At 68.7% G+C, this 25,113-nt stretch carries 21 protein-coding genes and 3 pseudogenes; 11 read left to right on the forward strand and 13 right to left on the reverse strand.

Going from position 1 to position 25,113, the window contains the following annotated elements; genetic code table 11:
• The first annotated feature begins 639 nt into the window (after positions 1–639).
• The 6 genes and pseudogenes from BLV31_RS18710 (at position 640) to BLV31_RS18735 (ending at position 6,709) form a co-directional block, all read left to right on the forward strand.
• A complete protein-coding gene (locus BLV31_RS18710; protein WP_064060111.1) occupies positions 640–1,473 on the forward strand; it encodes a 3-oxoacyl-ACP reductase family protein in 834 nt (277 codons plus the stop codon).
• A gap of 46 nt (positions 1,474–1,519) precedes the next feature.
• Entirely contained in the window at positions 1,520–3,403 is a 1,884-nt protein-coding gene (locus tag BLV31_RS18715) for a 3-oxoacyl-ACP synthase III family protein (protein ID WP_064060112.1), read from the forward strand.
• A 217-nt stretch (positions 3,404–3,620) separates the two neighbouring features.
• Positions 3,621–4,001 carry an excalibur calcium-binding domain-containing protein gene (locus tag BLV31_RS18720; protein WP_064060113.1) on the forward strand — a complete coding sequence of 127 codons (381 nt, stop codon included), beginning with the start codon at positions 3,621–3,623 and terminating at the stop codon, positions 3,999–4,001.
• Positions 4,002–4,140: 139 nt separating this feature from the next.
• A pseudogene (locus BLV31_RS25585) lies at positions 4,141–4,296 on the forward strand (salicylate monooxygenase); the annotation flags it as partial.
• Between the two features lie 148 nt (positions 4,297–4,444).
• On the forward strand, positions 4,445–5,602 hold the full coding sequence (locus BLV31_RS18730; RefSeq protein WP_064060114.1) for a helix-turn-helix transcriptional regulator: 1,158 nt from the start codon (positions 4,445–4,447) through the stop codon (positions 5,600–5,602).
• A gap of 3 nt (positions 5,603–5,605) precedes the next feature.
• Positions 5,606–6,709 (forward strand): glycosyltransferase, encoded by a 1,104-nt coding sequence (locus BLV31_RS18735; RefSeq protein WP_064060115.1) that lies wholly within the window; start codon positions 5,606–5,608, stop codon positions 6,707–6,709.
• A 125-nt stretch (positions 6,710–6,834) separates the two neighbouring features.
• Here the strand turns inward: BLV31_RS18735 and BLV31_RS18740 are convergent, their stop codons facing one another.
• Complete coding sequence (locus BLV31_RS18740) at positions 6,835–7,128, reverse strand: SRPBCC family protein (protein ID WP_248846170.1); 294 nt, start codon at positions 7,126–7,128, stop codon at positions 6,835–6,837.
• A gap of 20 nt (positions 7,129–7,148) precedes the next feature.
• Positions 7,149–7,949: a DUF5602 domain-containing protein gene (locus tag BLV31_RS18745; RefSeq protein ID WP_064060121.1), complete on the reverse strand. Its 801-nt coding sequence runs from the start codon at positions 7,947–7,949 to the stop codon at positions 7,149–7,151.
• Here BLV31_RS18745 and BLV31_RS26040 point away from each other — a divergent pair.
• The 3 genes and pseudogenes from BLV31_RS26040 to BLV31_RS18760 all read left to right on the forward strand — a co-directional run.
• Positions 7,938–8,270: pseudogene (locus BLV31_RS26040) on the forward strand (FAD-dependent oxidoreductase); the annotation flags it as partial. The gene BLV31_RS18745 and the pseudogene BLV31_RS26040 sit on opposite strands and share 12 nt — an antisense overlap.
• A gap of 91 nt (positions 8,271–8,361) precedes the next feature.
• Positions 8,362–9,504 carry an L-2-hydroxyglutarate oxidase gene (gene lhgO / locus BLV31_RS18755; protein WP_064060116.1) on the forward strand — a complete coding sequence of 381 codons (1,143 nt, stop codon included), beginning with the start codon at positions 8,362–8,364 and terminating at the stop codon, positions 9,502–9,504.
• An 88-nt stretch (positions 9,505–9,592) separates the two neighbouring features.
• The gene (locus BLV31_RS18760; protein WP_006553946.1) at positions 9,593–10,252 is read left to right on the forward strand and encodes an SDR family oxidoreductase; all 660 of its coding nucleotides are present in this window, start codon (positions 9,593–9,595) and stop codon (positions 10,250–10,252) included.
• Between the two features lie 69 nt (positions 10,253–10,321).
• On the opposite strand, the pseudogene BLV31_RS18765 reads toward BLV31_RS18760, so the two are convergent.
• From BLV31_RS18765 to BLV31_RS18790, 6 genes and pseudogenes are all read right to left on the reverse strand, one after another.
• A pseudogene (locus BLV31_RS18765) lies at positions 10,322–10,714 on the reverse strand (aromatic ring hydroxylase); the annotation flags it as partial.
• Between the two features lie 325 nt (positions 10,715–11,039).
• Positions 11,040–12,392: a permease prefix domain 1-containing protein gene (locus BLV31_RS18770; RefSeq protein ID WP_064060122.1), complete on the reverse strand. Its 1,353-nt coding sequence runs from the start codon at positions 12,390–12,392 to the stop codon at positions 11,040–11,042.
• Complete coding sequence (locus BLV31_RS18775; protein ID WP_024103494.1) at positions 12,392–12,754, reverse strand: PadR family transcriptional regulator; 363 nt, start codon at positions 12,752–12,754, stop codon at positions 12,392–12,394. The genes BLV31_RS18770 and BLV31_RS18775 overlap by 1 nt, the downstream gene beginning before the upstream one ends.
• A 95-nt stretch (positions 12,755–12,849) precedes the next feature.
• Complete coding sequence (locus BLV31_RS18780; RefSeq protein WP_072740595.1) at positions 12,850–13,830, reverse strand: hypothetical protein; 981 nt, start codon at positions 13,828–13,830, stop codon at positions 12,850–12,852.
• Between the two features lie 77 nt (positions 13,831–13,907).
• On the reverse strand, positions 13,908–15,983 hold the full coding sequence (locus tag BLV31_RS18785; protein WP_064061906.1) for a hypothetical protein: 2,076 nt from the start codon (positions 15,981–15,983) through the stop codon (positions 13,908–13,910).
• A 216-nt stretch (positions 15,984–16,199) separates the two neighbouring features.
• A complete protein-coding gene (locus BLV31_RS18790) occupies positions 16,200–16,391 on the reverse strand; it encodes a hypothetical protein (RefSeq protein WP_006553937.1) in 192 nt (63 codons plus the stop codon).
• 210 nt (positions 16,392–16,601) lie between these two features.
• Here BLV31_RS18790 and BLV31_RS18795 point away from each other — a divergent pair, with 210 nt between their 5' ends.
• On the forward strand, positions 16,602–17,507 hold the full coding sequence (locus BLV31_RS18795) for a hydroxymethylglutaryl-CoA lyase-like TIM-barrel protein (RefSeq protein ID WP_064060603.1): 906 nt from the start codon (positions 16,602–16,604) through the stop codon (positions 17,505–17,507).
• Complete coding sequence (locus BLV31_RS18800; RefSeq protein WP_064060604.1) at positions 17,504–18,463, forward strand: glycerate kinase family protein; 960 nt, start codon at positions 17,504–17,506, stop codon at positions 18,461–18,463. The genes BLV31_RS18795 and BLV31_RS18800 overlap by 4 nt, the downstream gene beginning before the upstream one ends.
• Positions 18,464–18,517: 54 nt before the next feature.
• Here the strand turns inward: BLV31_RS18800 and BLV31_RS18805 are convergent, their stop codons facing one another.
• From BLV31_RS18805 to BLV31_RS18825, 5 genes are all read right to left on the reverse strand, one after another.
• Positions 18,518–19,519: a hypothetical protein gene (locus BLV31_RS18805; protein WP_039586261.1), complete on the reverse strand. Its 1,002-nt coding sequence runs from the start codon at positions 19,517–19,519 to the stop codon at positions 18,518–18,520.
• Between the two features lie 83 nt (positions 19,520–19,602).
• Positions 19,603–20,097 (reverse strand): LppA family lipoprotein, encoded by a 495-nt coding sequence (locus BLV31_RS18810; RefSeq protein WP_019288108.1) that lies wholly within the window; start codon positions 20,095–20,097, stop codon positions 19,603–19,605.
• A complete protein-coding gene (locus BLV31_RS18815; RefSeq protein ID WP_232512366.1) occupies positions 20,094–21,674 on the reverse strand; it encodes an alpha/beta hydrolase in 1,581 nt (526 codons plus the stop codon). The genes BLV31_RS18810 and BLV31_RS18815 overlap by 4 nt, the downstream gene beginning before the upstream one ends.
• A gap of 134 nt (positions 21,675–21,808) precedes the next feature.
• Entirely contained in the window at positions 21,809–24,334 is a 2,526-nt protein-coding gene (locus BLV31_RS18820) for an ABC transporter permease (protein WP_064060606.1), read from the reverse strand.
• An 11-nt stretch (positions 24,335–24,345) separates the two neighbouring features.
• Positions 24,346–25,107, reverse strand: coding sequence for an ABC transporter ATP-binding protein (locus BLV31_RS18825; protein ID WP_006553930.1), 762 nt, complete (start codon positions 25,105–25,107; stop codon positions 24,346–24,348).
• Between the last annotated feature and the right edge of the window lie 6 nt (positions 25,108–25,113).

Here is a 25,113-nt window from a genome sequence, read left to right on the forward strand (position 1 = left end):
CTTCGCCACAACGACCCTCTGCAGTGTCGAGAATCACACCGACGCCAGGTGTGGCGCGTTTTCGAACGGGGAGTACCAACGAGCTCGTCTTGGTCGAGCTTCGGCGGCACGGAGTGCGTCTCTCCCCGACAGGCGTCAAGCGACCGCCCACGGTAGGAAATCGACTCCGAATCCCTTCATCTGCAATTACTTTCGGGACCATGCGCGAAACACGTTCGCGTCCACGCCATGTGCACACAGTTGTACCTGACTCCCCGGTAGCACGTTGTGCCATTCTGGAGCAGTCCGATTCGTGCAGGCTGTACGTCCGGATGGATACGAACATTCAGCATGTTCGTACCGTGGGGTAACCCCGAACCTTCGTCGAATATGATTGTGCTCCAATACTTCTCGAACTACTTGGACAAATTGACGAAATTCGAGACTCGAATTGTTTCTGGTGACAACATCATCGAGGTAGTGCATGATTGGTGCCGCAGGGAGTTATGAGCCAATGAAGGCTCGTTTCGGGGGACACGCGTTCGAGTCAGGGGGATTCGAAACGTGCTCCTCCACAGAGAAATCAACGCGCAAGGGGCGTTTGTGCGACGTCGGCGAACAGCCGCGCCCGTCGCCCCCTCGCACAGCGAGGAGATCAGCATGACCAGCACCATCGAACCCAGCTCGCAGATCGCTGCCGGCGGAAACAAACTCCGCGGACGCGTCGCCTTCGTCACCGGCGGCACACGCGGCATCGGTGCGGCGATCAGCCGCAGCCTGGCGAGCCAGGGCGCCGCCGTCGCCGCAGGCTACGGACGCAACACCGCCCAGGCGGATCAGTTCCTCGCAGACCTGAACGAGACGGGCCGCAAGGACGTCCGTTACTCCGTGCACCGCGGTGACGTCGCGAACGCCGACGACTGCCGACGCACCATCGACGAGGTCATCGAAACGCACGGCCGTCTCGACATCCTGATCAACAACGCCGGCATCACCATCGACCGCACGGTGCTGAAGATGCAGGACGAGGACTGGGACACCGTCATCGGCGTGAACCTCTCGGGTGCGTTCTACCTGGCGCAGGCCGCACTGCGCCACATGCTCGAGCGTGGCACCGGACGCATCGTCAACGTCTCCTCCGTCATCGGCGAGACCGGCAACATCGGCCAGGCCAACTACGCGGCATCGAAGGCCGGCCTGTTCGGTCTCACCAAGACCCTCGCCAAGGAAGCGGCCTTCTACCTGGCCAAGAACGACAAGCTGGACCCGAACGGCATCGGCGTCACCGTCAACACCGTCACCCCGGGCTTCGTCGCCACCGAGATGGTCGAGGCCATCCCCGAGAAGGTTCTCGCACGCATCACCGACACCATCCCCGTGAAACGACTGGCCGACCCGCAGGAGATCGCCCGGGTCGTGCACTTCCTCGCCGCGGACGCCTCCTCGTACATCACCGGTCAGGTATGGGGCGTCAACGGCGGCCTGGACATGTGATCCGGTCTCCCCACCCACTACTTCGAATCGAACGGTCCCCTCGCACATGCAGCCATTCGAGCTCAATCGGCACGGCCGAATTGTCTTCCCCTCCAATTTCGTTCCCGAACTCGACTTCTCCACGCTGAGCAGCGTCGACCACCTCGACGCCGTCATCCGACGCGACTTCGACACCAAGGCACCCACGGTCTCGGAGATCCTCTCCCGGCACGAACTGGGCAAGTACGCCTCGAAGTTCGAGATCATGCGGGACATGGCCCTGAACGTCTTCTGGGCCGACCGATTCCCGCTGATGATGTTCGAGCGGCGCGTCATTCGCTGGGGCGACGTTCCCCGCAACCGCGACGACGTCTACATGCCTCGTCTGACTCCCTGGCCCGAGGCCGAAGAGCGGCTGGGGGCGGTCGAGGAGGCCTACCGCGCTCTCCCCCGCGCATGGGACAGTGCCGCCGAGGACCGCATCTTCGATCGACTCTTCGCGGTCTTCGGTTCGCGTCGTCACTTCGCCGGCGACCTGCCCACGGTCAAACCGACCGTGCCACAGCTGATCTCCGATCCGGAGAACATCACCCTGCGTGTTCGCCACTACGATCCGAACCACCCCGTCTTCGGATACGACGAGATCCTCGACTGTCACGAGGACGTCGCCGAACTCGAGGCACTGAGCCGCTGGTCGATGGTTCTGCACAACCAGCAGCCCTGGGACGGAAGCGAAACCGAACTCGTCCGGGTCGCGGACCTGAAGGACGACGACTACGTCGTGGCCTCCCATCCGCGCAATCGCGAGGTCCAGCGGTTCATCAACCGGGTCATGTCGGGCAAGACCCGTAAGGCCACCTCGTACACGCGGCACGAACCGGTGGCACCGTCTGCGCCCTACCCGGCCGTCGACGTGCGCTCGGAGTTCGCGATCGCACCCCGCATCGATGCGATCGCGGTCGCGCACGGCGACCAGGTGTGCACCAACGAGGACCTGATCCGTAACACCGCCTACAACTGGTCGCCCATGTCGGCCGACGAGATCACGGCCAAGACCGGGATCGAGCAGCGCCGGTACACCTCGGGAACCTTCGAGGACCTGGCCCTGACGGCGGCGAAGCAGGCGATCACCTACGCCGGAGTCGGCCCGCAGGACATCGGCGCGGTCATCACCTGCACGTGCACGAGCGGTCGGCTGATCCCGTCGCTGGCCACGTGGATCTCGGGCGAACTGGGCATCGGGCAGACCCATGCCTCGTTCGACCTGATCGCGGCGTGCGCGGGAATGCCCTACGGCCTGGCCGAGGCGACCCGCATCCTGCAGCAGGTCAAGCGCCCCGTCCTCGTGGTGTGCGTCGAGAAGTTCTCGGACAAGATCGGCACCGTCCGGCCGTCCCGGATGATCTTCGGTGACGGCGCCGCGGCGATGGTCATCTCTCCGGCCGCCGAGGGCGAGGCACCCGATCTCGAGTTCTTCAACAGCTACGCGAGCGGCCCGACGAGCGAGGTCAACTCGATCATCTGGCCGAACCCGGACTTCGACAACTTCATCACGGTCTACGGACCCGAGGTGAAGACGCTCGCCGGTCGTTATCTGGCGCAGATGCTCGACGAGATCAAGGCCCTCCCGTCTCCCGACGACGCCGAGCGTTCGCTGCTCGACGACATCGATCTCATCGTTCCCCATCAGGCGAACAAGACGATGGTCATCGAGCTCGCCGCGAACGCCGGACTCTCGGCCGACCGGTTGTACTTCAACATCGAGAAGGTCGGCAACACGTCGTCGGCGAGCATCCCGCTCGCGATCCACGACGCGGTCCGCGACGGGGTCATCACCGAACCGGTGCGCATCTTCGCTCCCGGCTTCGGTGCCGGAGCGGTGGCGGGGTACACCGTCATGCGGATCGACCCGAAGGTGGTCGTGCCGTTCGAGGAGACTGCCGCCGGCTGAGCCGGCAGATGACACACGCCGGCTGATCCCGGCGTACGACAGGCATCCGGGCCGTCCCCCGGCAGGCCCGGAGTACATCGGCCCGCTCGCGACATCCGATCGCGAGCGGGCCGATCGTCGTCTGCGAGCGGGCGACGTAACACCCGCGACGCCCAGGCCGACATTTCGATCGGATCCGGCAAATCGGATCCGGACGAAGTACAGAAAGGCCTCGCGCATGAAGTTCCGCCGCATCGTCGCTGCGACGCTGGGGTGTGTGGCTCTGACGGTCGCCGCACCGTCGACCGCCACCGCCTTCCCTCTCGTGGACCTGCTCCCGAAGGGCATCGCCGATCTCGTTCCGAGCGGATCGTTCAATCCGTTCGCTCCGCCGCCGGCACCTCCGGCTCCCCCTGCCCCGCCGGCACCCCAGGCGGCTCCGCAGGTCGCGCCGGCTCCCCCGGCCCGTCAGGCTCCGGCCGTACCGAGCGGTGGGTTCGAGAACTGCACCGAGGCATGGAATGCGGGCGCTGCTCCGGTCCACCGCAACGACCCCGGATACGCTCCGCGTCTCGACCGCGACAACGACGGGATCGGCTGCGAGCGCGATCCGCGCTGATCGGTCCGTCCGGTAAAAGAGCGAAGGCTCTTCCATCCTCTCCGGGATGGAAGAGCCTTCGTCGTTCGTACGTGCGGAAACCTCAGAGCCAGCGCGGCGGCGTGAGTTCTCCGCCGGTGACGCCGACGGCTCCGCGACCGACCGCATCCTCACCACCGGACGCATGTGGGGCGACCTGTGGCACCTCGACGGTGCCGGTCGCGAGGCCCGCAACGAGCTGTTCCGCACCCGCGACACCTCGAGCTACAAGTACACCGACTGGCTCCGGGGCTACAGCTCCGACCGCAACCGCTGAGCACTCACACAGCGCCGCAGAGCAATTCGTCCCGTTCCGGACAATGCCGTCCCCGATCACCGATCGGGGACGGCATTCGCCGTATATACGTCGTTCGTCCCGCAACCGAAAGGTACCGGAGCGACCGTGACCAGCACATACTGAAAATATGACCGCGTCACGGCAGGCGTCGGCGCTCCGCAGCGAGGTTCGGGACATCGCACTCGGAACCGCCGACCCGGTCGAGTTCCGGCACGCCGTCCTCGACACGATCCGGCGGCGTATCCACTACGACATCGGATGCATCGCTCTCGTCGATCCGGCGAGCATGTTGTTCACGTCCGTGACCATGCTCGGCGCCGACGCCCCGCCCGGTCGTGCCGCGAAGACGGTGGCACACATCGAGTACGGCACGTCGCGCTTCGCGAACACCTACCGCAAGCTCGCCCGGACGCGCACCGGTGTCCAGACGATCCGCGAGGCGATCGACTGCGACATCCGCGATTCCTTGCCCTACAGCGAGATCCTCGAACCGCAGGGAATGGACGACGAGGTGCGCCTCGTCTTCCGGGGCCGTGACGGGCGCGTCTGGGGCGGCGGCACTCTCATGCGCGCCCCCGGCCGACGCTTCGACGCCGACGATGTGGCAGCACTCGCAGGATGCGTGGGCGAGATCGGCGACGGACTGCGGTTGTCGTTGCTCCGCGAATCCCCTCGACTCGCGGCGGACGCATCACCCGGCGGTTCCGGTCCCGCGGTCGTGGTGGTGGGCGCGGACAACGAGATCGAATCGGCTACTCCGCAGGCGGTGGAGTATCTCGAGCGACTCGGTGCCGAAGGCGCCTTCATGCTCCCGGCCGTAGTGGTCGCCGTCCGTTTCCGCTACGAAGGGGCCGCCGCGCGCGTCGTCCGTGTCCGTACGGAGGACGGTCAGTGGCTCGTCCTGCGGGCCGGGTCGCTGGACGGCCGAGGAGAATCGGCCCGGATCGTCGTCGTGATCGAACCCGCGCAGCCCGGTCAGCTCGTGGCTCTGACCGCCGCCCTTCACGGTCTCACCGAACGGGAGACCGAAGTCCTCGCCCGCGTTCTTGCGGGAGAGACACGCACCGAGATCGCGCGTGGACTGTTCGTCAGCCCGTACACCGCGCAGGACCACCTGAAGAGCATCTATGCGAAGACGGGCGTGAACAGTCGGCAGGAACTCGTCGCACGACTGTTCTTCACGCACTGCCTCCCCCGGGTCGGTACGGAGATCGGGCCGGACGGGTGGTTCGTCGAGAAACCGGCGCCGACGAGCGTCCCGGTCGGTGCACATCGGAAGAGGTGAGCCGTGGCACGCATCCTGATCGTCACACTGGAAGGCGGCGGGAACTACCCGCTCGAAGCAGCGCTCGGATGCGAGTTGCACCGCCGCGGACATCACGTTCGGGTTCTCGGTCACGAATCGCAACGGAAGGTCGCGGAGGATGCCTGCCTCGTCTTCTGCGGCTACCGGCACTCGCCGACCTGGACCCCGCACGTAGAACTGAGCACCCCGAAAGTGCTGACCATGGCCTACGCCATGATGACCGACCCCGCCGTCGCACGGGATGTGGGGGACGAGATCGCCGGGGAGCCGACCGATCTGGTGATCGTCGATTGCATGCTGTTCAACGCCCAGGACGCTGCGGCGCGCACCGGGGTGCCGCACGTGGTGCTGTTCCATTCCTTCTTCGCCGCATTCGACGGCGCCTTCCGGCACGGACCGTTCGGGATCGGTTCGCGACTACGCGGCCTGGGTCCGAAGCGACTGTGGGAACAGGCCGACATGCGACTCGTGTGCTCGGACCGAGTGCTCGACCCGGCCGCGCGACGGCGCACGGACGGCTCGATGACCTGGACCGGTGCGATCCACGACGCGAAGGCCGCGGCGGTCGGTCGAACACCGCCGCGCGTGCTGGTCAGTCTGAGCACCGCCGGCTTCCCGGGTCAGCGCCGCACTTACCAGAACATCTTCGACGCCGCCGCGGAGATGGACGCGGAGTTCGTCGTCACGACCGGGCCGGCGATCGACCCTACCGGGTTGCGCGTACCATCCAATGCGACCGTCCACCGGTACGTCCCGCACCACGAGCTGATGTCGACCTGTTCGGCGGTCGTCGGGCACGGCGGGCACGCGACGGCCTTCCGGGCTCTCGCACACGGACTTCCGATACTGATCATGCCCATGTCGGCGGTGACGGATCAGGCGATCATCGGTCGTGAGGTCGCGAAGGCGGGGGCTGGAATCCGCCTGCGGAAGACCGCCTCGCCCGAGCAGATACGCGCGGCCTTGGAGAGGCTGCTGACCGACGACGGTCATCGCACGGCGGCAGCAGAGCTCGGCGCCCGTCTCCGAACCGTCGACGGTGCGTCGGCTGCGGCCGACCGGGTGTTGACGCTCGTCGACCACTGACGAGCACGCGAAGGACCGGCACCTGTCCGGTAGGTGCGGGTCGATCCTTCGCATCACCCTTCGATCGCATCTCCCTCCTCCAGAAGCTGTTTCGCATGTTCGAGGTTGTTCCGCACATCGCGCGCCTACAGTTTCTCCACGACCGGCTGGGTGAACTTGCCGAAGAAGTTCCCGACGTCCTCGGTGTCCTGGTGGAAGGTGACGCGGGTTCCCGTCTCCTCCGACTCGAAGCGATAGACGGTCTCGTACCGGATCGGACTCTTCACGCTGCGGCGGTGCTGGGCTCTGCCGGGCTCGACGCGGGCCAGTTCCTCGGTGAGTTCGATTCGCCGTCCGGCAAACTTGACGGTGGCGCGCGAGACGGATCCCTCCTTGCCGCCCTCACCTGAGATGCAGTGACTGTTCCTGCTGTACCGCAATGGTTCTCATGGGGTACGCGTCAGGATTCCTGGCGCGGGACCATCCCTCCGAGGGCGATGTCGTATTCCTGCGCCTGCTCGTCGAATCCGACGCTGTAGACGGTGGGATACCAGGCCGAGTGCTGATAGGCGGCCGGCAACTTGATCTGTTCGCGGATGGTGGGACGGGTCAGCAGCCACTCCCGCGTGATCATCGGCTCCATGAAGGTGTAGTCGCCGTCCCACGAACCGTTGACGAACGTCTCGGTGAAGTTGTAAACGCCCGGAACCATTCCTTCCGTGATGTCGAGCCAGTGCACACCCATGAACGGCACCGCGAGTTGCGATGCGAGCATCCCCGGCGGGGTCACGTAGTCGCCGGGCATGTACTTCGGGTCCGGGAGTCGTTCCGCGCGAGCGGCGTAATCCGGTGCGGTCGGGTCGATTGCTTCGATCGCCGCCATGTCGGTCATATAGAAGTGCATGTCGAAATGGGGCTTCCCGAACAGCACGGTCGGATCGTGTCCGCGCGGGTTCCAGTTCAGCATGACGTGGTCGAACACCGTGTCGGATGCCTGAACGGGCAGGTGCAGCATGTACATCTCGTCGACATCGGGCAGTCCGTCGAGGGCCGCCGGCGAGAAGCGGATACCGACGGCGGTCGGGGCCCCGTTCGCATCGACGGTGGCGTACGCACGCGCGGTTCCGTCACCGACGCTCACTGCCTGACCGAAGTGCAGGTGGGCAGGTGTGGGCACCGCCGACGCCACGCCGCCGACCGCCACGGCGACGCACGCGGCGAGGAGCACTGCGATGGAACGAGATGCTCGATGTTTCTTCATGGTGATATCCGATCGCCGAGGGTTCTCGGTGAACCTCTCCATTCCGTGGGTCCAGTCTCGACCGGTGTTCGTCACCCCGGCCATCCCTCATTCGGGGGATTTCGCCGAGCGATCCGACAGAAGAGCTCGTCCTCACAGCGTCGCGGCATATACTCGCCGGACTGCAGACAGACGTCACGATCCGCGGAGAACAGGGAGCGGCCCTTGAGTATTCGCAACCTTCGCGTCGCGGTGGTCGGTGGGGGAATCATCGGTGCCGCGACCGCCCGGCGACTCGCCCTCACGGACGCCGACGTCACTCTGTTCGAGAAGGAGGATCGGCTCGCCGCGCATCAGACGGGGCACAACAGTGGTGTCGTCCACGCCGGCCTCTACTACACACCCGGCAGCCTCAAGGCCCGGTTGTGCAGGCGTGGGGTGGAGTTGTTGCAGACGTTCACCACGGACAAGGGCCTGCAAGGAGGATCGGCTCGCCGCGCATCAGACGGGGCACAACAGTGGTGTCGTCCACGCCGGCCTCTACTACACACCCGGCAGCCTCAAGGCCCGGTTGTGCAGGCGTGGGGTGGAGTTGTTGCAGACGTTCACCACGGACAAGGGCCTGCCTTACGACGAGTGCGGCAAGGTCGTCGTCGCCCTCGACGAATCGGACCTCGGCCGGCTCGACGCGATCTTCTCGCGGGCCACGGCGAACGGGGTCCCCGGCATCAGACGCATCGGCGGCGACGAGATCACCGCGATCGAACCGCACGCCGTCGGGATCGCGGCCCTTCATTCCCCGCACACGGCGATCATCGATTTCGTCGCCGTCACCCGCGCGCTCGCGGACGACGTCGTTGCCGCGGGCGGCACGGTGCGGACCGGTACCGCCGTGACGGCGATCCGTGAGGCGGGCGAGCAGGTCGTCGTCGGCATCCCGGGCGATCAACTGGCCTTCGACCTGGTGATCACGTGCGCGGGACTGCAGTCCGACCGCCTCGCCCACACCTCGGGTGACACCCGCGACCCGCGGATCGTCCCGTTCCTCGGCGACTATCTGCTACTCGAACCCGACGCGGCGGCGAAGGTGCGCGGGTTGATCTATCCGGTGCCCGATCCCCGCTATCCGTTCCTCGGTGTGCATCTCACCCGGTGGATAGACGGTGAGGTGATGGTGGGACCCAACGCCTTCCTCTCCCCCGGCCGCGAGGCCTATCGCGGCGGGCGCGGATCGTGGCGGGATCTGCGCGATGCCGTCGCCTGGCCCGGTTTCTGGCGGTTCGCCGCCCACAACCTGCCCGCAGCGGGCCGGGAACTGCGCACCGCGAGCAGCACTCGGCGGTTCGTCGCCGATGCGGCCGCGTACATGCCCGGGCTGACCGTCGACGACGTGCGGCCGGGTCCGCGCGGCATCCGCGCCCAGGCGATGAACTCCGACGGAGGTCTCGAGGACGACTTCGTCGTCACCGGGCACGGACGGGTCGTGCACCTGCGCAACGCCCCGTCGCCCGGAGCCACCTCGTCGATGGCGATCGCGGAGTATCTCGTCGACCACGCACTCGAACGCATCGCCTGATCGGGTCACCCGGCGGCGGACGTCATGGTTCGCGGTGACCGGTTCCGGGCATGCTGCATGGGAAACACTTCATCGTCAGGAGGTCTCCATGGCACGAATCGCACTCTTCGGAGGACACGGCAAGGTCGCGTTGCATCTCGAGCGGCTGCTGGCCGATGCCGGTCACGAGACCAGCGCATTCATCCGCAATCCCGATCACGCCGACGATGTCCGCGCTGCCGGTGGCACGCCCGTCGTCGCCGACGTCGAGAAGATGGACATCGCCGAGATCACCGAGCTGCTGCGCGGCCACGACGCGGTGGTCTGGTCTGCAGGCGCGGGCGGAGGGAATCCCGAACGCACCTACGCGGTGGACCGCGACGCGGCGATCGCCTCGATGACCGCCGCGCAGGAGGCCGGGGTCCGCCGGTACGTGATGGTGTCGTACTTCGGGGCCCGCCCCGACCACGGCGTCCCCGAGGACAACAGCTTCTATGCCTATGCCGAGGCCAAGTCGGCCGCGGACACCCATCTGCGGGGTACCGACCTCGACTGGACGATCCTCGGTCCGAGCGCGTTGACCCTCGACCCGCCCACCGGCCGCATCGAGATCGAGGGGCACGGGGCGAGCGACAAGGGGCAGGTCTCGCGCGCCGACGTCGCGGCCGTCGCCGCAGCGGTGCTCGAGCGACCGGAGACGGTGGGACGCACCATCGAGTTCAACAACGGTGACGTCCCGATCGACGAGGCACTCGACGCGCTGAGGTAGCTCCCCGCGCAGCAGTCCGCCCCCGGTAGCAGGGGTGATCGGGGGCGGACATACGAGCGATGTGATCGCTCAGGCCTGCGGGGCGAGTTCCTCCACGCGCAGCGGCGACGTGTCCGCGGCGGCCGCGATGGCCTCCTCGAACTGCCGGCGGTCGACCTGCGAGCCGAGCACCAGCGCGGGTCGCGCCAGGAAGCCCTCGCGGTCGTCCTCAGGGGCCTGGTCCAGGGTGATCGACAGGCCGAGCCAGACGTTCTCACGACGCTGGTCGTCCTCGGTGACCTGCTCGGCGGGCCGAGCCGGGAGCTCCGCGCCGGCCGGAGCGGCACCGGAGCGCAGGGATGCGGCGACACTGTCCAGGTCGGCGACCGGCACACGGCACAGCAGCAGACCGTCGGGGCGGGCTACGAAGGCCTCACCGGCCGTCGCGCCGAGTGCCTCGACGAGATCGGGCGCGTCGAGCAGCATCCGCAAACGGTTCTGGGTGTCCTCGCGGAAGTCGATGTCGGCGCGAGGGAGAGATAACACCCCACCGCCACCGGACCGACGATGTCGCCCGCCTCCGACCGCGCGTCGCTCTCGAGTTCGCTCGCGTGGTGCAGCAGCATCTTCGCCCGCTCGAGCACCGCGTGACCGGTCGGTGTGAGCTTGACGCCCTGGGCGCGCTGCCGGACGAGGAACTTGACCGCGAGGGCCTTCTGGTCGGTGATCGCAGACGAGAGCGAGTTGCCTCATCGTGTACGTGGGCATCGCGTCCGTCCTGGGCATGGTAGTCCCGAGTCGAGAGCGCTCACACGAACCGGAAGAGCGGCGGGATCGCGACGACCGCCAGTGCCGCCCACCCGCAGTAGACGGGCAGGTAGCGCATCTGCCACCGCTCGACCGCCGCGAAACCGGTGCGGCCCCGCAGGAACGAGATGCCGAGCCACGCCGCCCACACGAGGTTCGCCAGGAGGACGAGGTTCAGACCGAGGGCGGTGACCTTGTTGGCGGTGAAGCCGAACTCGGCGATGCGGGCGGCCATCGCGGTGAGCATCAGCAGGTCGACAGCGAGCGCCGCGGCGATCAGCATCACCTGCAGCAGATCGAAGACGTCCGGTGCGGCGTGCGGGTCGCGGGCAGAGATCGAGTAGAGCAGAAGTCCGAGGACGAGCACGAGGATCAGGTCCATGAGGATCAGCAGGCCCCGGTCGACGTCGACGACGCTGTGGGCCGCGATCACCGCGACGAACAGCGCGATCAGCATGAGGATCGTGACGGGCGTGAAGACCCGGGTGAGAACGGGAGCGATGTTCTCCACGACCTGCTGCTTCGCCTCGACGAGCCAGGCCGCGACGACGATCGCTCCGGCCGGCCCGAACGGGACGATCCACTGTTCGAAGAACGGTTCGATATCGATCTCCAGGGCGCTGAAGGCACCCGCGGTCAGCCCCATGAGCACGCCGCCGCCGAGCGCGAGCAGCGCCAGGTACACGGCGAACTCCCCGGTGAAGCGCACGAAGTCCATGCGACGGCGATGGGATCGCCACTGCCCTGCGACATAGGCCGCACCGACGACGAACCACAGGACCACCGGGGCGTGGATCGCCGCGATGATCTCGGTGGCGCCGCCCGGTTCGAACGGGAAGACGTTGAGCACGATCGCCACGAGGACGAACGGAACGGCAAGGAGCGCACTGCTCTTCGGACTCATCTGACGCTTCCACGCGAAATACAGCGTGAGGAAGGGCAGCATGAGCACGGCGGCGTTGCGCACCAGTGCGTTATCGGAGAGCCACTCGAATCCGGCCCGGACGGCCAGACCGGCACCGAGCGCGCAGGCGAGGACGACCGCGAGTTCCCTACGGCGACGCGGGGTTCCGGACTCCTCACCGCGACCGCCACCGGTGAGGACGAGCTGCTTCCACAGCCGGTCGGAGTGTTCCTGGGCGAACTCGCGGGAGACCTCGTCGAGACCACCCATCCGGCCGACCGCGACGAGGAATGCCTCGTCGGCCGTCAGTCCGACCGACGCGAGGTCCGAGATCTGTTCCCGCAGATGATCTTCCATCTCGTCGATGTCCGAGGACGAGATGACCCGATAGTCGGCGACGTAGTTGCGCCAGCCGGCGATCCGGTCCTCGAGATGTGCGTCGAGTGTCATCACGACCACCCCGGCGCGACGGCGGGAGGCAACTGGGCCGACTGCCACACCTGGTGCAGGGCCTCGGCGACGACCGTCCACTGCGCCGCCCGTTCGGTGAGGACTTCCCGGCCCGCGTCGGTGATGGCGTAGTGCTTGCGGCGCCGCCCGTTGTCGGCGACACGCCAGGTGGCGGACACGTGCCCCGCCCGCTCGAGACGGTGCAGGAGGGGATAGAGCATCCCGTCGGTCCACTGCATCCGGCCCTGCGACAGCTCGTTGACGCGTTTGATGATCGCATACCCGTACGACTCGCCCTCGGCGAGGATGCCGAGCACGAGCGGGGTGGCGGACGCGGCCACCAAATCCTTCTCGATGAACATGTCGTCCTCATACCTAGAGGTTCTATGGATAACGGTGACCCTAGCAGATCTAGGTATGAGGACCGAGCGCTCTTCGCAAGGTGGTGCGGTGGCGTCTACTGCCGGTCGTCGGATCCGGCGGTTGTGGATTCGTCGGAGCCGGAGGCGGTCGATCCGGAATCCGCAGATCCCGAATCCGCAGATCCCGAAGCGGCAGATCCCGAAGCGGCAGATTCCGAAGCCTCGGAGCGACTCCACGTCTCCGTCACCCGCGCCCGGCCGCGTTCGAACACGTCTCCGAGGACTCCCCCGACCGCCTTGAGCGGACTGCTCATCGAGTCCAGGGCCTCGGCGATCACCGGGTCCTCGTCGTCGAGCCAACCCGCCTCGTCGGCACGGCACGCCCACCGGAAGTCGTCGAAGTCCTGACGCAGACCCGCGAGCACCTTCGTCGTCCGTCCCGACGACAAGCGGCGTACGACCTCGATCGGGGTGCCCTCCGCGAACCGGGCGAGCGCGGCACGGGCGCGGCGCAGCAGTTCGGCGTCCTGCGTGAAGTGGTCGGCCAGGACCTGACGGGCGGAGGTCAGCGCGTCGCGCAGTTCGTCGTCGGGCGTGCGTGCCAGGTGCACGCGATGCCACAGGAACAGGCAGTCCTCGACGATCACGAGCAACTGCAGCGTCTCCCCCAGAGCCTCCTCCACCGCGACCTTCTGCAGCAGTTCGACGTGCTCACCCACCGCCGCGTCGAGTCCGAGATCGTCGAGCGACGAAGAGACGTGCCCGCGCAGACGCGTCACCGTCCGGGCGAGGACCTCACCGAGGTCGGCGATCGACTGCCAGTCCCGGTCGGGAAGACCGCCGGTGTGGTCGACCATTGATGCCGCCCTGGTCAGAACATTGTGGGTCGCGACGATGTCGCCGGCCGGCTCCGCCCCGGCCAGGTCGAGCACGCGGTCGACGGTTCCGGGCGCCGCATCGTCGCCTTCGAGACGCACGACGGCGGCCTCCACCGACGCGACTGCTCCCCGCAACGCCTCGAGGACCGCGTCGGGGGCGGTGGGGACTGCGGCGGTGGGTTTCGACGTGTCGGCCATACCCCAATCGTGCTACGTCGAAGGGCCGGATGCATCACGTCTTCCGGCTCAGTTCGGGACGCGCACCCACTTCCCGCTCAGTTCGGGACACGGACCCACGCTTGTTCGAGCAGGGCCACCACTTCGGTCTCCCTGCGGGCCCGGTAGGCCGACAGGATCCGGCGCGGGCGCGACTCCCCGTCGAGGCCGAGAGCGGACGCCAACGCCGACGCGATCCGCTCCTCGGGTACGGTCTCCGGTTCGGTGTGGCCGATGAGCGAGAGCGCCTTGCGCAGCGGTTCGGCGTTGTCGGCGACGGTGCGCAGCGGCAGGACGTCGAACCGGCCGTCGGTGCGGACCTCGAGCAGCAGCTCGTTGTCCTCCTCCACCCCGACGTCCTCGAGAAACCGGCGGATCGAGGACAGACGCGGCACCGGTCCCGTCCAGCGCAGGGTCTGGCCGCCCAGGCGGGACGGGAGCATCACGTGCCCACCCGGTGCGCACCCGGCGATCGCGGCGACGGCGGACGGAACCGTGAACTCGGCTCCCCGCAGGTGGTCGCGGGTCGCGGGGATGCGCAGGCGCCAGGCCTCCCCCAGCCGGTAGAGGCGGCGTGTGCGCTCGGGCAGGGCGATCGGGACGTGCGAGCGGTGACGACGCCGGACACGGCCGTCGACGACCTCGAAATCCCCTCCGGCCGTGAACGTCCGGGCGGAATCCTCCGAGATGCCGAATCGGTCGACGAGCGCGGCGACCACCATGTCGCGATCGGCGCTTCCGCCGCGGGCATCGACCAGCCGTGCGATGCGGTTGCGGATGGCGGTGACCACGTCGACGTCCCACTCGGCCAGCGCCCAACGTTCACCGTCGGATGTGAAGCGCTCGTCGTCGGCGAGTTCGGAGACGAGGGTGTGGACGTCGGCATTGACCCCCATGCGCGCGACAAGCGTGTCGGCGGTCAGGGGATCGCCGAGCACCTCGAGGACCTGAGCGGCACGCCCGGCGAGCCCGTCCGGCGGGGACAGTAAACGGCCTTCGAAGGTCGTCGTGCCGCAGTACCGGGTCCACGCCTCGAACTCGTCGTCGGGAAGCGACCACACGGCCTTCACGGCGGCGGGCTCGACCACACCGTTCGGTGATTCGAACTCCGAGAGCAGTCCGCGGGTCTGCTTCTCGGCGTCGGGCAGATCCGGTACCGCGATCCACCCGTCCGCGACCTCGAAACGGTCGTCGAGACGGTGCAACACCCGCCACAGGGGCACGTCGAAACCCTGGACGGTCCGGCCCAGCACCGGGTGGGTGCGCACCATCCGGTCGAAGGCCGCCACCGGCCGCACGTCGACGCGCAACGCCGCGAGCAGGTCGCCGACCGCCGTGCCGAATGGGAAGGTGGACGGCCCGGCCGGGTCGTCGACGCCGTCGTGGACGCGGCGCCGCAAGGCCGTGCGTTCCGCGTCGGGCAAGCCCTCGAGGTAGTCGGTGAGTTCGGCGATCGGATCGGCCGGCGCCGCCACCGGCAGGTCGCGGGCGGTGAGTGCCCGCAACCGGGCCGCGGCGTCCTGGATCTCCTCCGGCGCCCCGTCGTCGATCACGGCCAGCAGGAGAGGAGCATCGTCGCGGCCGCACACGCGACTCCACCGCGCCAGCGCCGCCAGGTCGTCGAGGAGCAGCGCCGCGGCGGGCACCCGCGCGGCACGCGGATCGGCTTCGAGGGTGGCCAGTTCGCGGAGCACCGTCGCGACGAGCGCGGCGCAGACGATCTCCTCCACCGCGTCGCGGTCGGCGCCGCGGATCCCGAGCAGATCGGCCGGACTGCGACTGAACAATTCGGCGGTGGTGGGTGCGTGCGGGAGGCGCGCGACGAGGGTCGCGGCGGCCGGACCGAGATCGAGTGCGGCCACAGGCACTTCGTCCTCACGCAGCAGACCGTCCGCGAAGCGTAGCTCCGGGTGGTCGGTGACGTAGATGTGGGCGAGTTCGGCGCACAGTTCGGGGATCTCGGTGTGCTCACAGGTCTCGGCGGGCGACTCGTTCTCCCACCAGCGGGACGACGATACGAGTGCCCCGAGGGCGGCGGTGCGGGCCGATCCGTAGCGGTCGATCCACGGCATCAGATCCACCCAGCGACGACTGTCGAGTTCGTCCGACGACAAGGCACGAGACCACAGCGACACTGACCGATGCTCCTCTTCCACGCCCGGCGGAGGCCGCGGGCCCCCTCTCCGGCGTCGACGCCGCGCTCGTGCAGCGCGTCCACGCGAGGCGCCCTCGACCCGGACGCCGGTTCTCACCCTACAGTCCGAACGCCCCGTTTCCCGTCAGGTGAGGGCGGTGTCGACCGCTCAGGTGATCGCGAGGTCGACCGCTCAGGTGATCGCGAGGTCGACCGCTCAGGTGAGCGCAATGTCGGAGTCGTCACGCGCCTCCGGGCGCAGCCGCAGCAGGACGAGTCCCGTCACCGACGCGACGATGAGCGAGGCCACCAGCCCGTTCACGTGCAGCGCCCACACGGCGATCACCGCCCCGGCCAGTCCCCCCAGCAGAGCGATCCAGAGCAGTACTTTTCCCAGGACCGAAGCCATTTCCCCGCACCTTCCGGCAATTCACGATCAGAACGGTGAGGATAGTGTCATCTGTCACAGTCCTCGCGAAAGTCCATCGGTGTGTCGACGGATCGTGCCCGCACGGTGACCGGGGCATACTGGTGCGGTTCGAGACGGTGGGGTCGGCAGGAACACGACGGGGAGGCGGAAACAGTGGCGGAACCGACGAGTGACCGAGCATGCACGGACGTGATCCTGCGCGACGTGACGCTGCGCGACGGACTGCAGCTGACCGGCAAACTGCTCCCCACCGAACGCAAGGTGGAGATCGTCCGGGCGCTGCTCGCCGCGGGCGTGCCCGAACTCGAGATCGGGTCCCTGGCCCGCGCCGACCTCGTGCCGCCGATGGCGAACACCCTCGACCTCGTCGCAGCGCTGACCGAGGAGGAACTCGACCGCTGCTGGATCTGGGTCGCTACGCCGCGCCACGTCGAGAAGGCGATCGCGGCCGGTGCCCGACGGTTCCAGTACTGCTTCTCGGTCTCCGACGCCCATAACCGCGCCAACATCGGCCGCGACACCGCGGACAGCATCGCCGCGATGCCGGCGGCGATCGAACGCGCCCACGCCGTCGGCGGCGGTATCCAGTTGTGCCTGGCCACGGCGTTCACGTGCCCGTTCGACGGGCCGGTCGATCCCGACCGGGTCGTGGAGATCGCATGCGATCCGCGCACCGACGGGGCCGCCGACATCGTCGTCGCCGACACCCTGGGCCAGGCCGTGCCCGGCCAGGTGTCGTCGCTGGTCGCGCGCCTGGCCGCCGAATCCCCCGACCGACGGATCGTCTACCACGGTCACGACACGTGGGGTCTCGGTGTCGCCAACAGCCTCGCCGCGATCGACGCCGGGGCGACCGTCGTCGACGGCGCACTCGCCGGCCTGGGCGGGTGCCCGTTCGCACCGGGTGCGAGCGGCAACACCGCGAGCGAGGACCTGCTGTTCGCGACCCGCCCGTCGTGGCTGGACCCGGAGGTCTTCGGCGCCCTGGTCCGGCTCGGCGAGGACATCGTCGCCGAACTGGACGAACCGAACCGGTCGCGTGCCCGGAAGGGCGCCCGCTCCGAGGCCGAGGCCTTCGACTGGGCCCTCCGGTGACCCGCATCCTGATCGCCCCCGACAGCTTCAAGGGCACCTACACCGCCGTCGAGGTCGCCGACGCGATCGCCTCCGGTGTGGAGAGCGCCGGGCACACCGCGATCCGGATGCCCGTCGCGGACGGCGGCGAGGGCACTCTCGACGCGCTCGCCGGGCCGCTCGGTCTCGCCCGGATCGAGGTCGAGGCCGTGAACCCGTGGCGCGCACCGTGCCGCGGACTGCTGGGGATGTCGCCGGACGGCACGGCCGTCGTCGAACTCGCGACGGCGAGCGGCATCACCACTCCGCACGACGGTCCGCGCGACGCCGTCACCGCCGACACCTACGGCACCGGGATGGTCATGGCCGAAGCCGTCCGGCGCGGAGCACGGCACATCGTCGTCGCGGCCGGTGGGTCGGCGACGACCGACGGGGGCGCAGGTGCGATCGCCGCGATCGACGAGCGGGGTGGGCTCGACGACGCCCGCGTCACCGTGCTGTCCGACGTGACGACCCGCTACACCGATGCGGCACGGATCTTCGGGCCGCAGAAGGGCGCCGATACGGCAGCCGTCGCGCTGCTCACGCGCCGCCTCGAAGAGAGGGCGCTGACCCTCCCCCGCGACCCGCGGGAGGTCGACGGCTCTGGAGCGGCCGGGGGTTTCTCCGGTGGGATGTGGTCGCGGTTCGGTGCAGAACTGCGGTCGGGAGCCGACTTCGTGCTCGACGCAGTGGAATTCGACGACGCCGTGCGCACCGCCGATCTCGTCGTGGTTGGCGAGGGACGGCTCGACGGCCAGTCGCGGGCGGGCAAGATCGTCTCGGCGATCCTCGCGCGCTGCAGCGACGTTCCGGTGGTCGCGGTGGTCGGTTCGGTCGGCGACGACCTCGGCGACTACCGCGATCGGTTCGCCGATGTCGTCGTCGCATCCGATGCGGAATCGCTGACGCGCGCCGGTCGGACACTGCGCACCTGAGAGATGCGCCTTTCGGCACTGCGCACCTGAGAAATGCGCCCGATCACCGGCCGATCACGGAGCGGTGGGAGGTGCGCTGCCGCAGGGAATCTCGGTGGGCGTCTCGGGCGTCGGCACCGGGTCGACCGGATCGGACGCGTGGGCCGGCCACGATGCCGGTCGCGCCTCGGAGCACGGGTCGGCGACGGGTGCGCGATCGGGCGACGGCACCGGCGACGGCGGCGGCGCCACGGCCGTCTGCAGTCCGGGCGCGGAGCGTTCCGCCTGCACGCCGCTGCTCACCGCGACGGCCAGTCCCCCACCCAGCAGGGCGACGAGCGCGACGAGCATGGCCGGCAGGACGGTGCCGCGACGACGGTTCGTGGGCGCGGCGACGACCGTCGGGGAGCGGCGGGCGGCTGCGACGAGCGCGGCACCGGTCGCGCGATGCCAGGGCACCCCGTGCGGAGTCACGAAGGGAACACCGAGGACGGTGGCGAGCTCTCGTGCCGGACGGGCGTCGCCGGGACGCAGATCGAGGAAGACCACCGCGTCGGGCGAGGTGCCGGCGCGGGCGACCGCTTCGTCCATCGCCTCGGGCAGGGACTGCGTGTAGGGACCGAACTCGTCGCCGTCGGGACTCACCGTGGACAGCACCGTGCGCGAGGGGACGTCGACCATCGATGCGGATTCGACGCCGTAGGTACGGGTGTGCAGGGCCAGGACCGGCAGTTCCGCGAGTTCGGGTGCTCCGGCGAGGAAGGCCAGTCGCGCGTCGTCGAGCAGGACCGTGTCGACGTCGATACCGAGCACGGCTCGCACCGCCTCGGTGACCGGTTCGGCGTCCTCGTCGTTCTCGGGACCGGTCACCACCGCGGCCGCGGACAGGGTCAGCGACGCCGCGGCGGCACGTTCCGCCATGGCGGAGGCGGCAGCGGCAGCGGCCTCCGCCGGCGTGTCCCCGGGTGCGCCGAAGCCTCGCTGGGAGTCGAACGGACCGAGACTCGGAACGTCGGCATCGACGAGGACCGCGCACACTTCACCGTCGTCGACGGAGATGCCGAGCATCGGGCGCATCTGTTCGTCCCTCCACGGCTGCCAGCACGAATCACGACGGCCCGAGCGGCCGTCGCTCGGACGAGCCTAGCCGACTACCGGGCCTACTCCGGGTAACAACCGACGGTGAGTCCGACGGTCGCGGCGACGTAACTGCCGAAGGTGATGTACGAGCCGTCGGCCGCGAACATCCGGACGGCGAGACCGGTATCCGGAGGCAGCACATGACGACCGTGGAAGCCCGCCCGCGCGGCGGTGTCCTCGAAGACCCTGGCCGCACGGTCTAGTTCGTCGACCGGCACCGGCCTGCCCGAGCCGTGGATCGGGAGGTGCACCGTCAGGCCCGAGGTGCCGTCGGGCAGCGTGCATCCCGCGGTGGTGCTCGCGTACTTCGGTTCGAAGCGCACGCTGGGGAACTCGGCGGACAGCGCGGTGAGGACGTCGCGCTGCACGGCGGTGTAGAACTCGACCGCGCCCGCGCTGGTCGTGGCGACCGGTTCGGGCATCGCGACCGGGGTCACCGTGGTGGTGCACGCCGCGAGCAGTGCTGCCGGAACGACGACGCACGCCCCGAGCCGAAAACTCCACACAGAGGTCACGGCGTACTCCGTTCTGCGGTGCCCGCGACGACACCGGCGATGTGGTGGGAACTCGACGTTCCGGGGGTGAGATACGAGCTGTGGCCGGTGATGCCCGCGAGCGGGACTCCGGCGGTGGTGGTGCCCGGACCGGCGGGAAGATGCGTCAGGCCGTCGAGGAAGCTCGGGTCGCCACCGAAGGTTCCGACGTCGGCGACGATGTCGCGCTCGGCTTCGACGAGATAGGCGGAGCCGGGTGGGATCCGCAGGTCGGTCACGTCGCCGGTCCCGATCCCCGGAGCCCCGACGAACACCGCGGCATCGACCGCACCGGTCTCCCTCAGCGCCAGACCAGAGACGACGGCCCCGTAGGAATGCCCGACCGTGGTGATACGCGGGTCGTCGGGACGCGAGGCCGCGATGCCGTCGAGGAAGTCGACCAGGCGAGGCGCGGCGATCCGGGCGGCGAGGTCGGAGACCGGACTGCGCTCGGTGAACGCGAGACCCCATCCCCATTGGGGCGCCTGGTAATTCAGCCAGGTGACCGCCGCGACGGAGGGATCGCCGCCGGTGAGGTGGAGCCGAGCGGCGTCGCGCAGCGCCGCGACCTGCGTGTCGTAGCCCTGCAGATTGTCCTGCACGGTCGAGCCGGCGCCGGGGACGAAGACGGCCAGATGCTCGGCGGTGTCGACGTCCCCGACGGCCACCGCCGCCATCGCTTCGCGTCCGGACAGGTCGAGGGCGAGCAATTGCCGGTCGCCGTGGGCGAGGGTCGCGTCGATCGCGGCGAGGGCCTCGATCTTCCACACCGTCTGTTCGAGCCCGGCATCGGCGTCGGTGAACAGTCCGGTGACGCCGAGACTGTCGATCACGGTGCCACCGAGGAACATCGCGTCGAGTTCGGCCCGCAGTTGTGTCGCGACGGATTCGAGGCGGCGACGTTCGTCGTCGAGCAGGGCACGATTGGCGAGATCGCGAACCGCAGCGGGTAGTCCGTCGAGGGCGCCGATCCGTTCGGGATGTTCGGCGACCAGCGCGGTGCGTGCCGTGTCGTCGAGACCGTTCCACCACTGCGCGACCTGCACGGGATCGGTGGCCGGATCCGGCAGGACCGGCAGCGTCGTCGATCCGGACCGCGCGATCGCGGTATGTAGGCGACCCTGTTCGCCGAGAACCGTTCCCGGCGGCTCGGATTCGACACTCAGGCGAGCGGCGGCCTCGCGGTCGAGCCCATCGGCACGGACGAGCAGCGATCGCAGCGACGCCGCGAGCAATTCGTCGGCGTCGAGCGGGAAACCCCGCGCAGCGGCCCTGGTCTGCAGCTCGCCCAGTTCAGAGTGCAGTGCCCGCAGTCGCGGCACGACGAACCGCGCACATGCGGACACTCGCCGATACGACTCGGCCTGTGCCGCGAGATCCCGCCCGTACGAGGCGAATGCGGACGTCGCTCCGTCATGCGCCGCACCGCTCCAGGCGTCGCCGAAGGACGCCGACCGCGCGACGTCGCCGGCCACGGCGTCGACGGCATCGGCACATGCCGCGAGCTCGGTCGCCGTGCGCTCGAGCGCATCCGGATCCCACCCCGCCAGATCGTCCACCTGCACACCACCACCCCCTGCCGCGGAAGCATAAGGGGCACCGACGACGGCCGGCCCGCGAAATGCTCCGCGGGCCGGCCGCTGTGGACAACTCCACTGCCTGTGGACAACTCGTGTCCACCTGCACTTTCTGCCTACATGTCGCTGATCGCTTCGAGCGGCGGCGTCTTCGCCGCACGCTGGCCGGGCCACAGCGCCGCGAGGACACCGATGATGCCGGACGCGACGAGCATGCCGACGACCTGCGACCACGGCACCGAGATGATGTCGAGTCCCTGATCGGCGAGGGTGCGTACGAACGCCCAGCCGAACGCGAGACCGAGCACGACACCCACGACCGCGCCGAAGACCGCGATGAGCAGCGACTCCAGGTAGATCGTGCGACGCACCTGGGCGCGTTGCATACCGACGGCGCGGAGCATGCCGATTTCCCGCCGCCGTTCCACCACCGACAGCGCGAGGGTGTTGACGATGCCGAGGATGGCGATGACTACGGCGAGGGCGAGCAGGCCGTAGAGGATCGCGAGGAGCATGTCGATCTGCTGCGCCTGCTGACCCTTGAACTGCTCACGGTCGAGGACCTGCACGATCACGTAGTCCTTGACGGCCTCCTCGATCGACGCGCGCACGGTCTCCGGATCGGCACCGTCGACGGTGTTCATGAGGACGACGAGCGCCGACCGGTTGTTCGGCGGCGTGAACTGCTCGAACAGCTCCTGCGAGACGACCCACGGACCGATCAGCTGGTTGTCGGCGAAGATGCCGGCGACCGTGGTGTCGACGGTGTCGCCGTCGCGACTGGTGAGCGGAACGGTGGAGCCCACTTCCCAGCCGTGGTCGTCCGCCGAGGCCTGCGAGACGAGAATCTCGTTCCCGGTCACCTCGAAGGCTCCCGCGACCATGTCCAGGTCGAGAACGTCCTGGAGGGGCCCGCCCGCTCCGGTGCCGAACTCGAAGTCCTCGTCGATCTTGGCCTGCACGCCGTAGGCGGGCACGACCTCCTCGATGCCGTCCACTCCGCGGACCGCCTCGGCGGCGGGGGCCGGGACACCGAACATCTGCGGCCCGGTGAGCATGAAGTCCGCCTCGACCCCGTTGTCGACGAGCGCGTCGACACTGGCCTTCGCCGACGACCCGAATACCCCGATGACGGAGACGAGCATCAGCCCCAGGGTGAGGGCGAACGCGGTCGCGGCGGTGCGACGCGGATTGCGGGTCGCATTGGTGCGCGCGAGCCGGCCGATCGCCCCGAACGGCCGAGCGAAGACCGCACCGAGCGCGTTCACGACGGGCCGGGACAACGCCGGCGCCGCGAACAGCACCGACAGGATCAGCAGGAAGGCGCCGATACCGACGGTCGAGGCCGCGCCGCCACCGACCTGCTGTGCGCCCACCACGACGAGTGCCGCACCGACGATCGCGCAGAGCACACCGATGATCGTGCGGATGCGCAGCGACTCGACGGTCGCTGTGGATTCCTCGCGCATCGCGGCGACGGGCGGAACGTGGGTCGCGCGCCGCGCCGGGGCGTAGGCGCTGACCATCGTCACGACCACGCCGACGAGCAGCGCGACGATCACGGTGCGCGGGGACAACTGCAGCGGGCCCGACGGCAGTCCGAGATCCGCGGCGTTCAGTGCCGCGCGCAGGCCGTAGGCGAGCGCGACGCCCGCGGCGATACCGATGATGCTGCCGATCAGACCGACGACGAAGGCCTCGAGGGTGACCGACCGGCCGACCTGCTTGCGGCTCGCGCCGATCGCGCGGAGCAGGGCGAGTTCGCGTAGTCGCTGGGCGACGATCATCGAGAAGGTGTTGTAGATGATGAACGTGCCGACGAGCAGTGCGATCGCGCCGAACGCGAGCAGGAAGTAGTTGAGGAAGTTCAGGGCCTCGGCGACCTGCGACTTGGTCTCCTCGGTGACCTCGGCTCCGGTCTGCACCTTCAGCTCGGGCAGCGCTGCCGCAATCTCGTCACGCAGCTGCTCGGGCGAGAGCGAACCGTCGCCTGCGACGTCGAGGAAGCCGATGTGCCGGCCGTCGGTGAACAGCTGGGAGGCCTGTTCCTCGGTGAACAACGCACCGATGTAGCCGCCGGTGTCGGTCTCGAGTTCGTAGATGCCGCTGACGGTCACCGGCACCATGCCCTGCGAGATGGTGAGCACGGTCGTGCTGTCGCCGATCGAGAGATCACCGCGTTCGGCCGCGCTCTCGTTGAGCGCGATCTGCCCGCTCTCCGCGGGTGGTCCACCGGCCACGAAGGTCTCCGGTTCGCCGACGAGACGGTCGGGCGGGATGTAGGCGTAACCCTCGGCGGGTGCGCCTCCGGTCTGGATCGCGGCGCCCTCGGAGTCGAGGACGATGATGCCGCCACCGATCGACGGGGACGTGCGCTCGACGCCGGGGAGGGCGACGACCTGGTCGACGGCCTCGATCGGGACACCGCTGGTGCCGTACTGCTCGGTGCTGACGCGGACGTCGACGCCCTGGGCGACGTCGCCGAAGATGCCGTCGAAGGTGCGCTGCAGTGTGTCGGTGAAGACGAACGAACCGGTGATGAAGGCCGTGCCGAGCACCACGGAGAGCACGGTCAGGGCGAGCCGCACCTTGTGTGCGGCGAGGTTGCGCAGGGCAACCCTGCGGATGGGATTCCCACTCATCGCGGTGTCTCCTATTCCGCCACGGGAGCCGCGGAGGCGGGATCGAACTGTTTCATCCGGTCGAGCACTCGTTCGGCCGTCGGTTCGCGCATCTCGTCGACGATGCGTCCGTCGGCGAGGAACACCACGCGGTCGGCGTAGCCGGCGGCACGCGGGTCGTGGGTGACGATCACGACGGTCTGGTCGAACTCGTCGACGGCCGCCCGCAGGATGGACAGCACCTCACCGGACGAGCGGGAGTCGAGGTTGCCGGTCGGCTCGTCGCCGAAGATGATCTCCGGCCGGCCCGCGAGGGCACGCGCGCACGCGACACGCTGCTGCTGGCCACCGGACAATTCGCCGGGGCGGTGTCCGAGACGGTCGGTGAGACCGAGACGGGTGACGACGGTGTCGAGCCATTCCTGATCGATCTTGCGGCCCGCGATGTCCACCGGCAGGGTGATGTTCTCGAGCGCGGTGAGGGTGGGGACGAGGTTGAACGCCTGGAAGACGAAGCCGATGCGGTCGCGCCGCAGCTGGGTCATCCCCTTGTCGGACAGGGTCGTCAGATCGGTGTCGCCGATGAAGACCGCTCCGGAGGTCGCGCTGTCGAGACCTGCGAGGCAGTGCATGAGGGTCGACTTGCCCGATCCGGAGGGACCCATGATCGCGGTGAACTCACCGGCGGCGAAATCCGCGGTCACACCGTCGAGGGCGTGTACCGCGGTTTCTCCGGTTCCGTAGATCTTCTTCAGGTCCTGGGCGCGGGCTGCTGGGGCCGAGTGCAGTGGCATGCACCC

Origin of the sequence: Rhodococcus pyridinivorans (assembly GCF_900105195.1) — a bacterium.
Classification (GTDB): Bacteria; Actinomycetota; Actinomycetes; order Mycobacteriales; family Mycobacteriaceae; genus Rhodococcus; species Rhodococcus pyridinivorans.

Bases quoted from the DNA above. Each gene is read 5' to 3' on its own strand.
- BLV31_RS18780 (WP_072740595.1), bottom strand. From the start codon at position 13,830: ATGGCCGACACGTCGAAACCCACCGCCGCAGTCCCCACCGCCCCCGAC.
- BLV31_RS18820 (WP_064060606.1), bottom strand. From the start codon at position 24,334: ATGAGTGGGAATCCCATCCGCAGGGTTGCCCTGCGCAACCTCGCCGCA.
- BLV31_RS18760 (WP_006553946.1), top strand. From the start codon at position 9,593: ATGGCACGAATCGCACTCTTCGGAGGACACGGCAAGGTCGCGTTGCAT.
- BLV31_RS18775 (WP_024103494.1), bottom strand. From the start codon at position 12,754: ATGTTCATCGAGAAGGATTTGGTGGCCGCGTCCGCCACCCCGCTCGTG.
- BLV31_RS18805 (WP_039586261.1), bottom strand. From the start codon at position 19,519: ATGCGCCCGATGCTCGGCATCTCCGTCGACGACGGTGAAGTGTGCGCG.
- BLV31_RS18715 (WP_064060112.1), top strand. From the start codon at position 1,520: ATGCAGCCATTCGAGCTCAATCGGCACGGCCGAATTGTCTTCCCCTCC.
- BLV31_RS18825 (WP_006553930.1), bottom strand. From the start codon at position 25,107: ATGCCACTGCACTCGGCCCCAGCAGCCCGCGCCCAGGACCTGAAGAAG.
- BLV31_RS18730 (WP_064060114.1), top strand. From the start codon at position 4,445: ATGACCGCGTCACGGCAGGCGTCGGCGCTCCGCAGCGAGGTTCGGGAC.
- BLV31_RS18710 (WP_064060111.1), top strand. From the start codon at position 640: ATGACCAGCACCATCGAACCCAGCTCGCAGATCGCTGCCGGCGGAAAC.
- BLV31_RS18770 (WP_064060122.1), bottom strand. From the start codon at position 12,392: ATGACACTCGACGCACATCTCGAGGACCGGATCGCCGGCTGGCGCAAC.
- BLV31_RS18745 (WP_064060121.1), bottom strand. From the start codon at position 7,949: ATGAAGAAACATCGAGCATCTCGTTCCATCGCAGTGCTCCTCGCCGCG.
- BLV31_RS18720 (WP_064060113.1), top strand. From the start codon at position 3,621: ATGAAGTTCCGCCGCATCGTCGCTGCGACGCTGGGGTGTGTGGCTCTG.
- BLV31_RS18790 (WP_006553937.1), bottom strand. From the start codon at position 16,391: ATGGCTTCGGTCCTGGGAAAAGTACTGCTCTGGATCGCTCTGCTGGGG.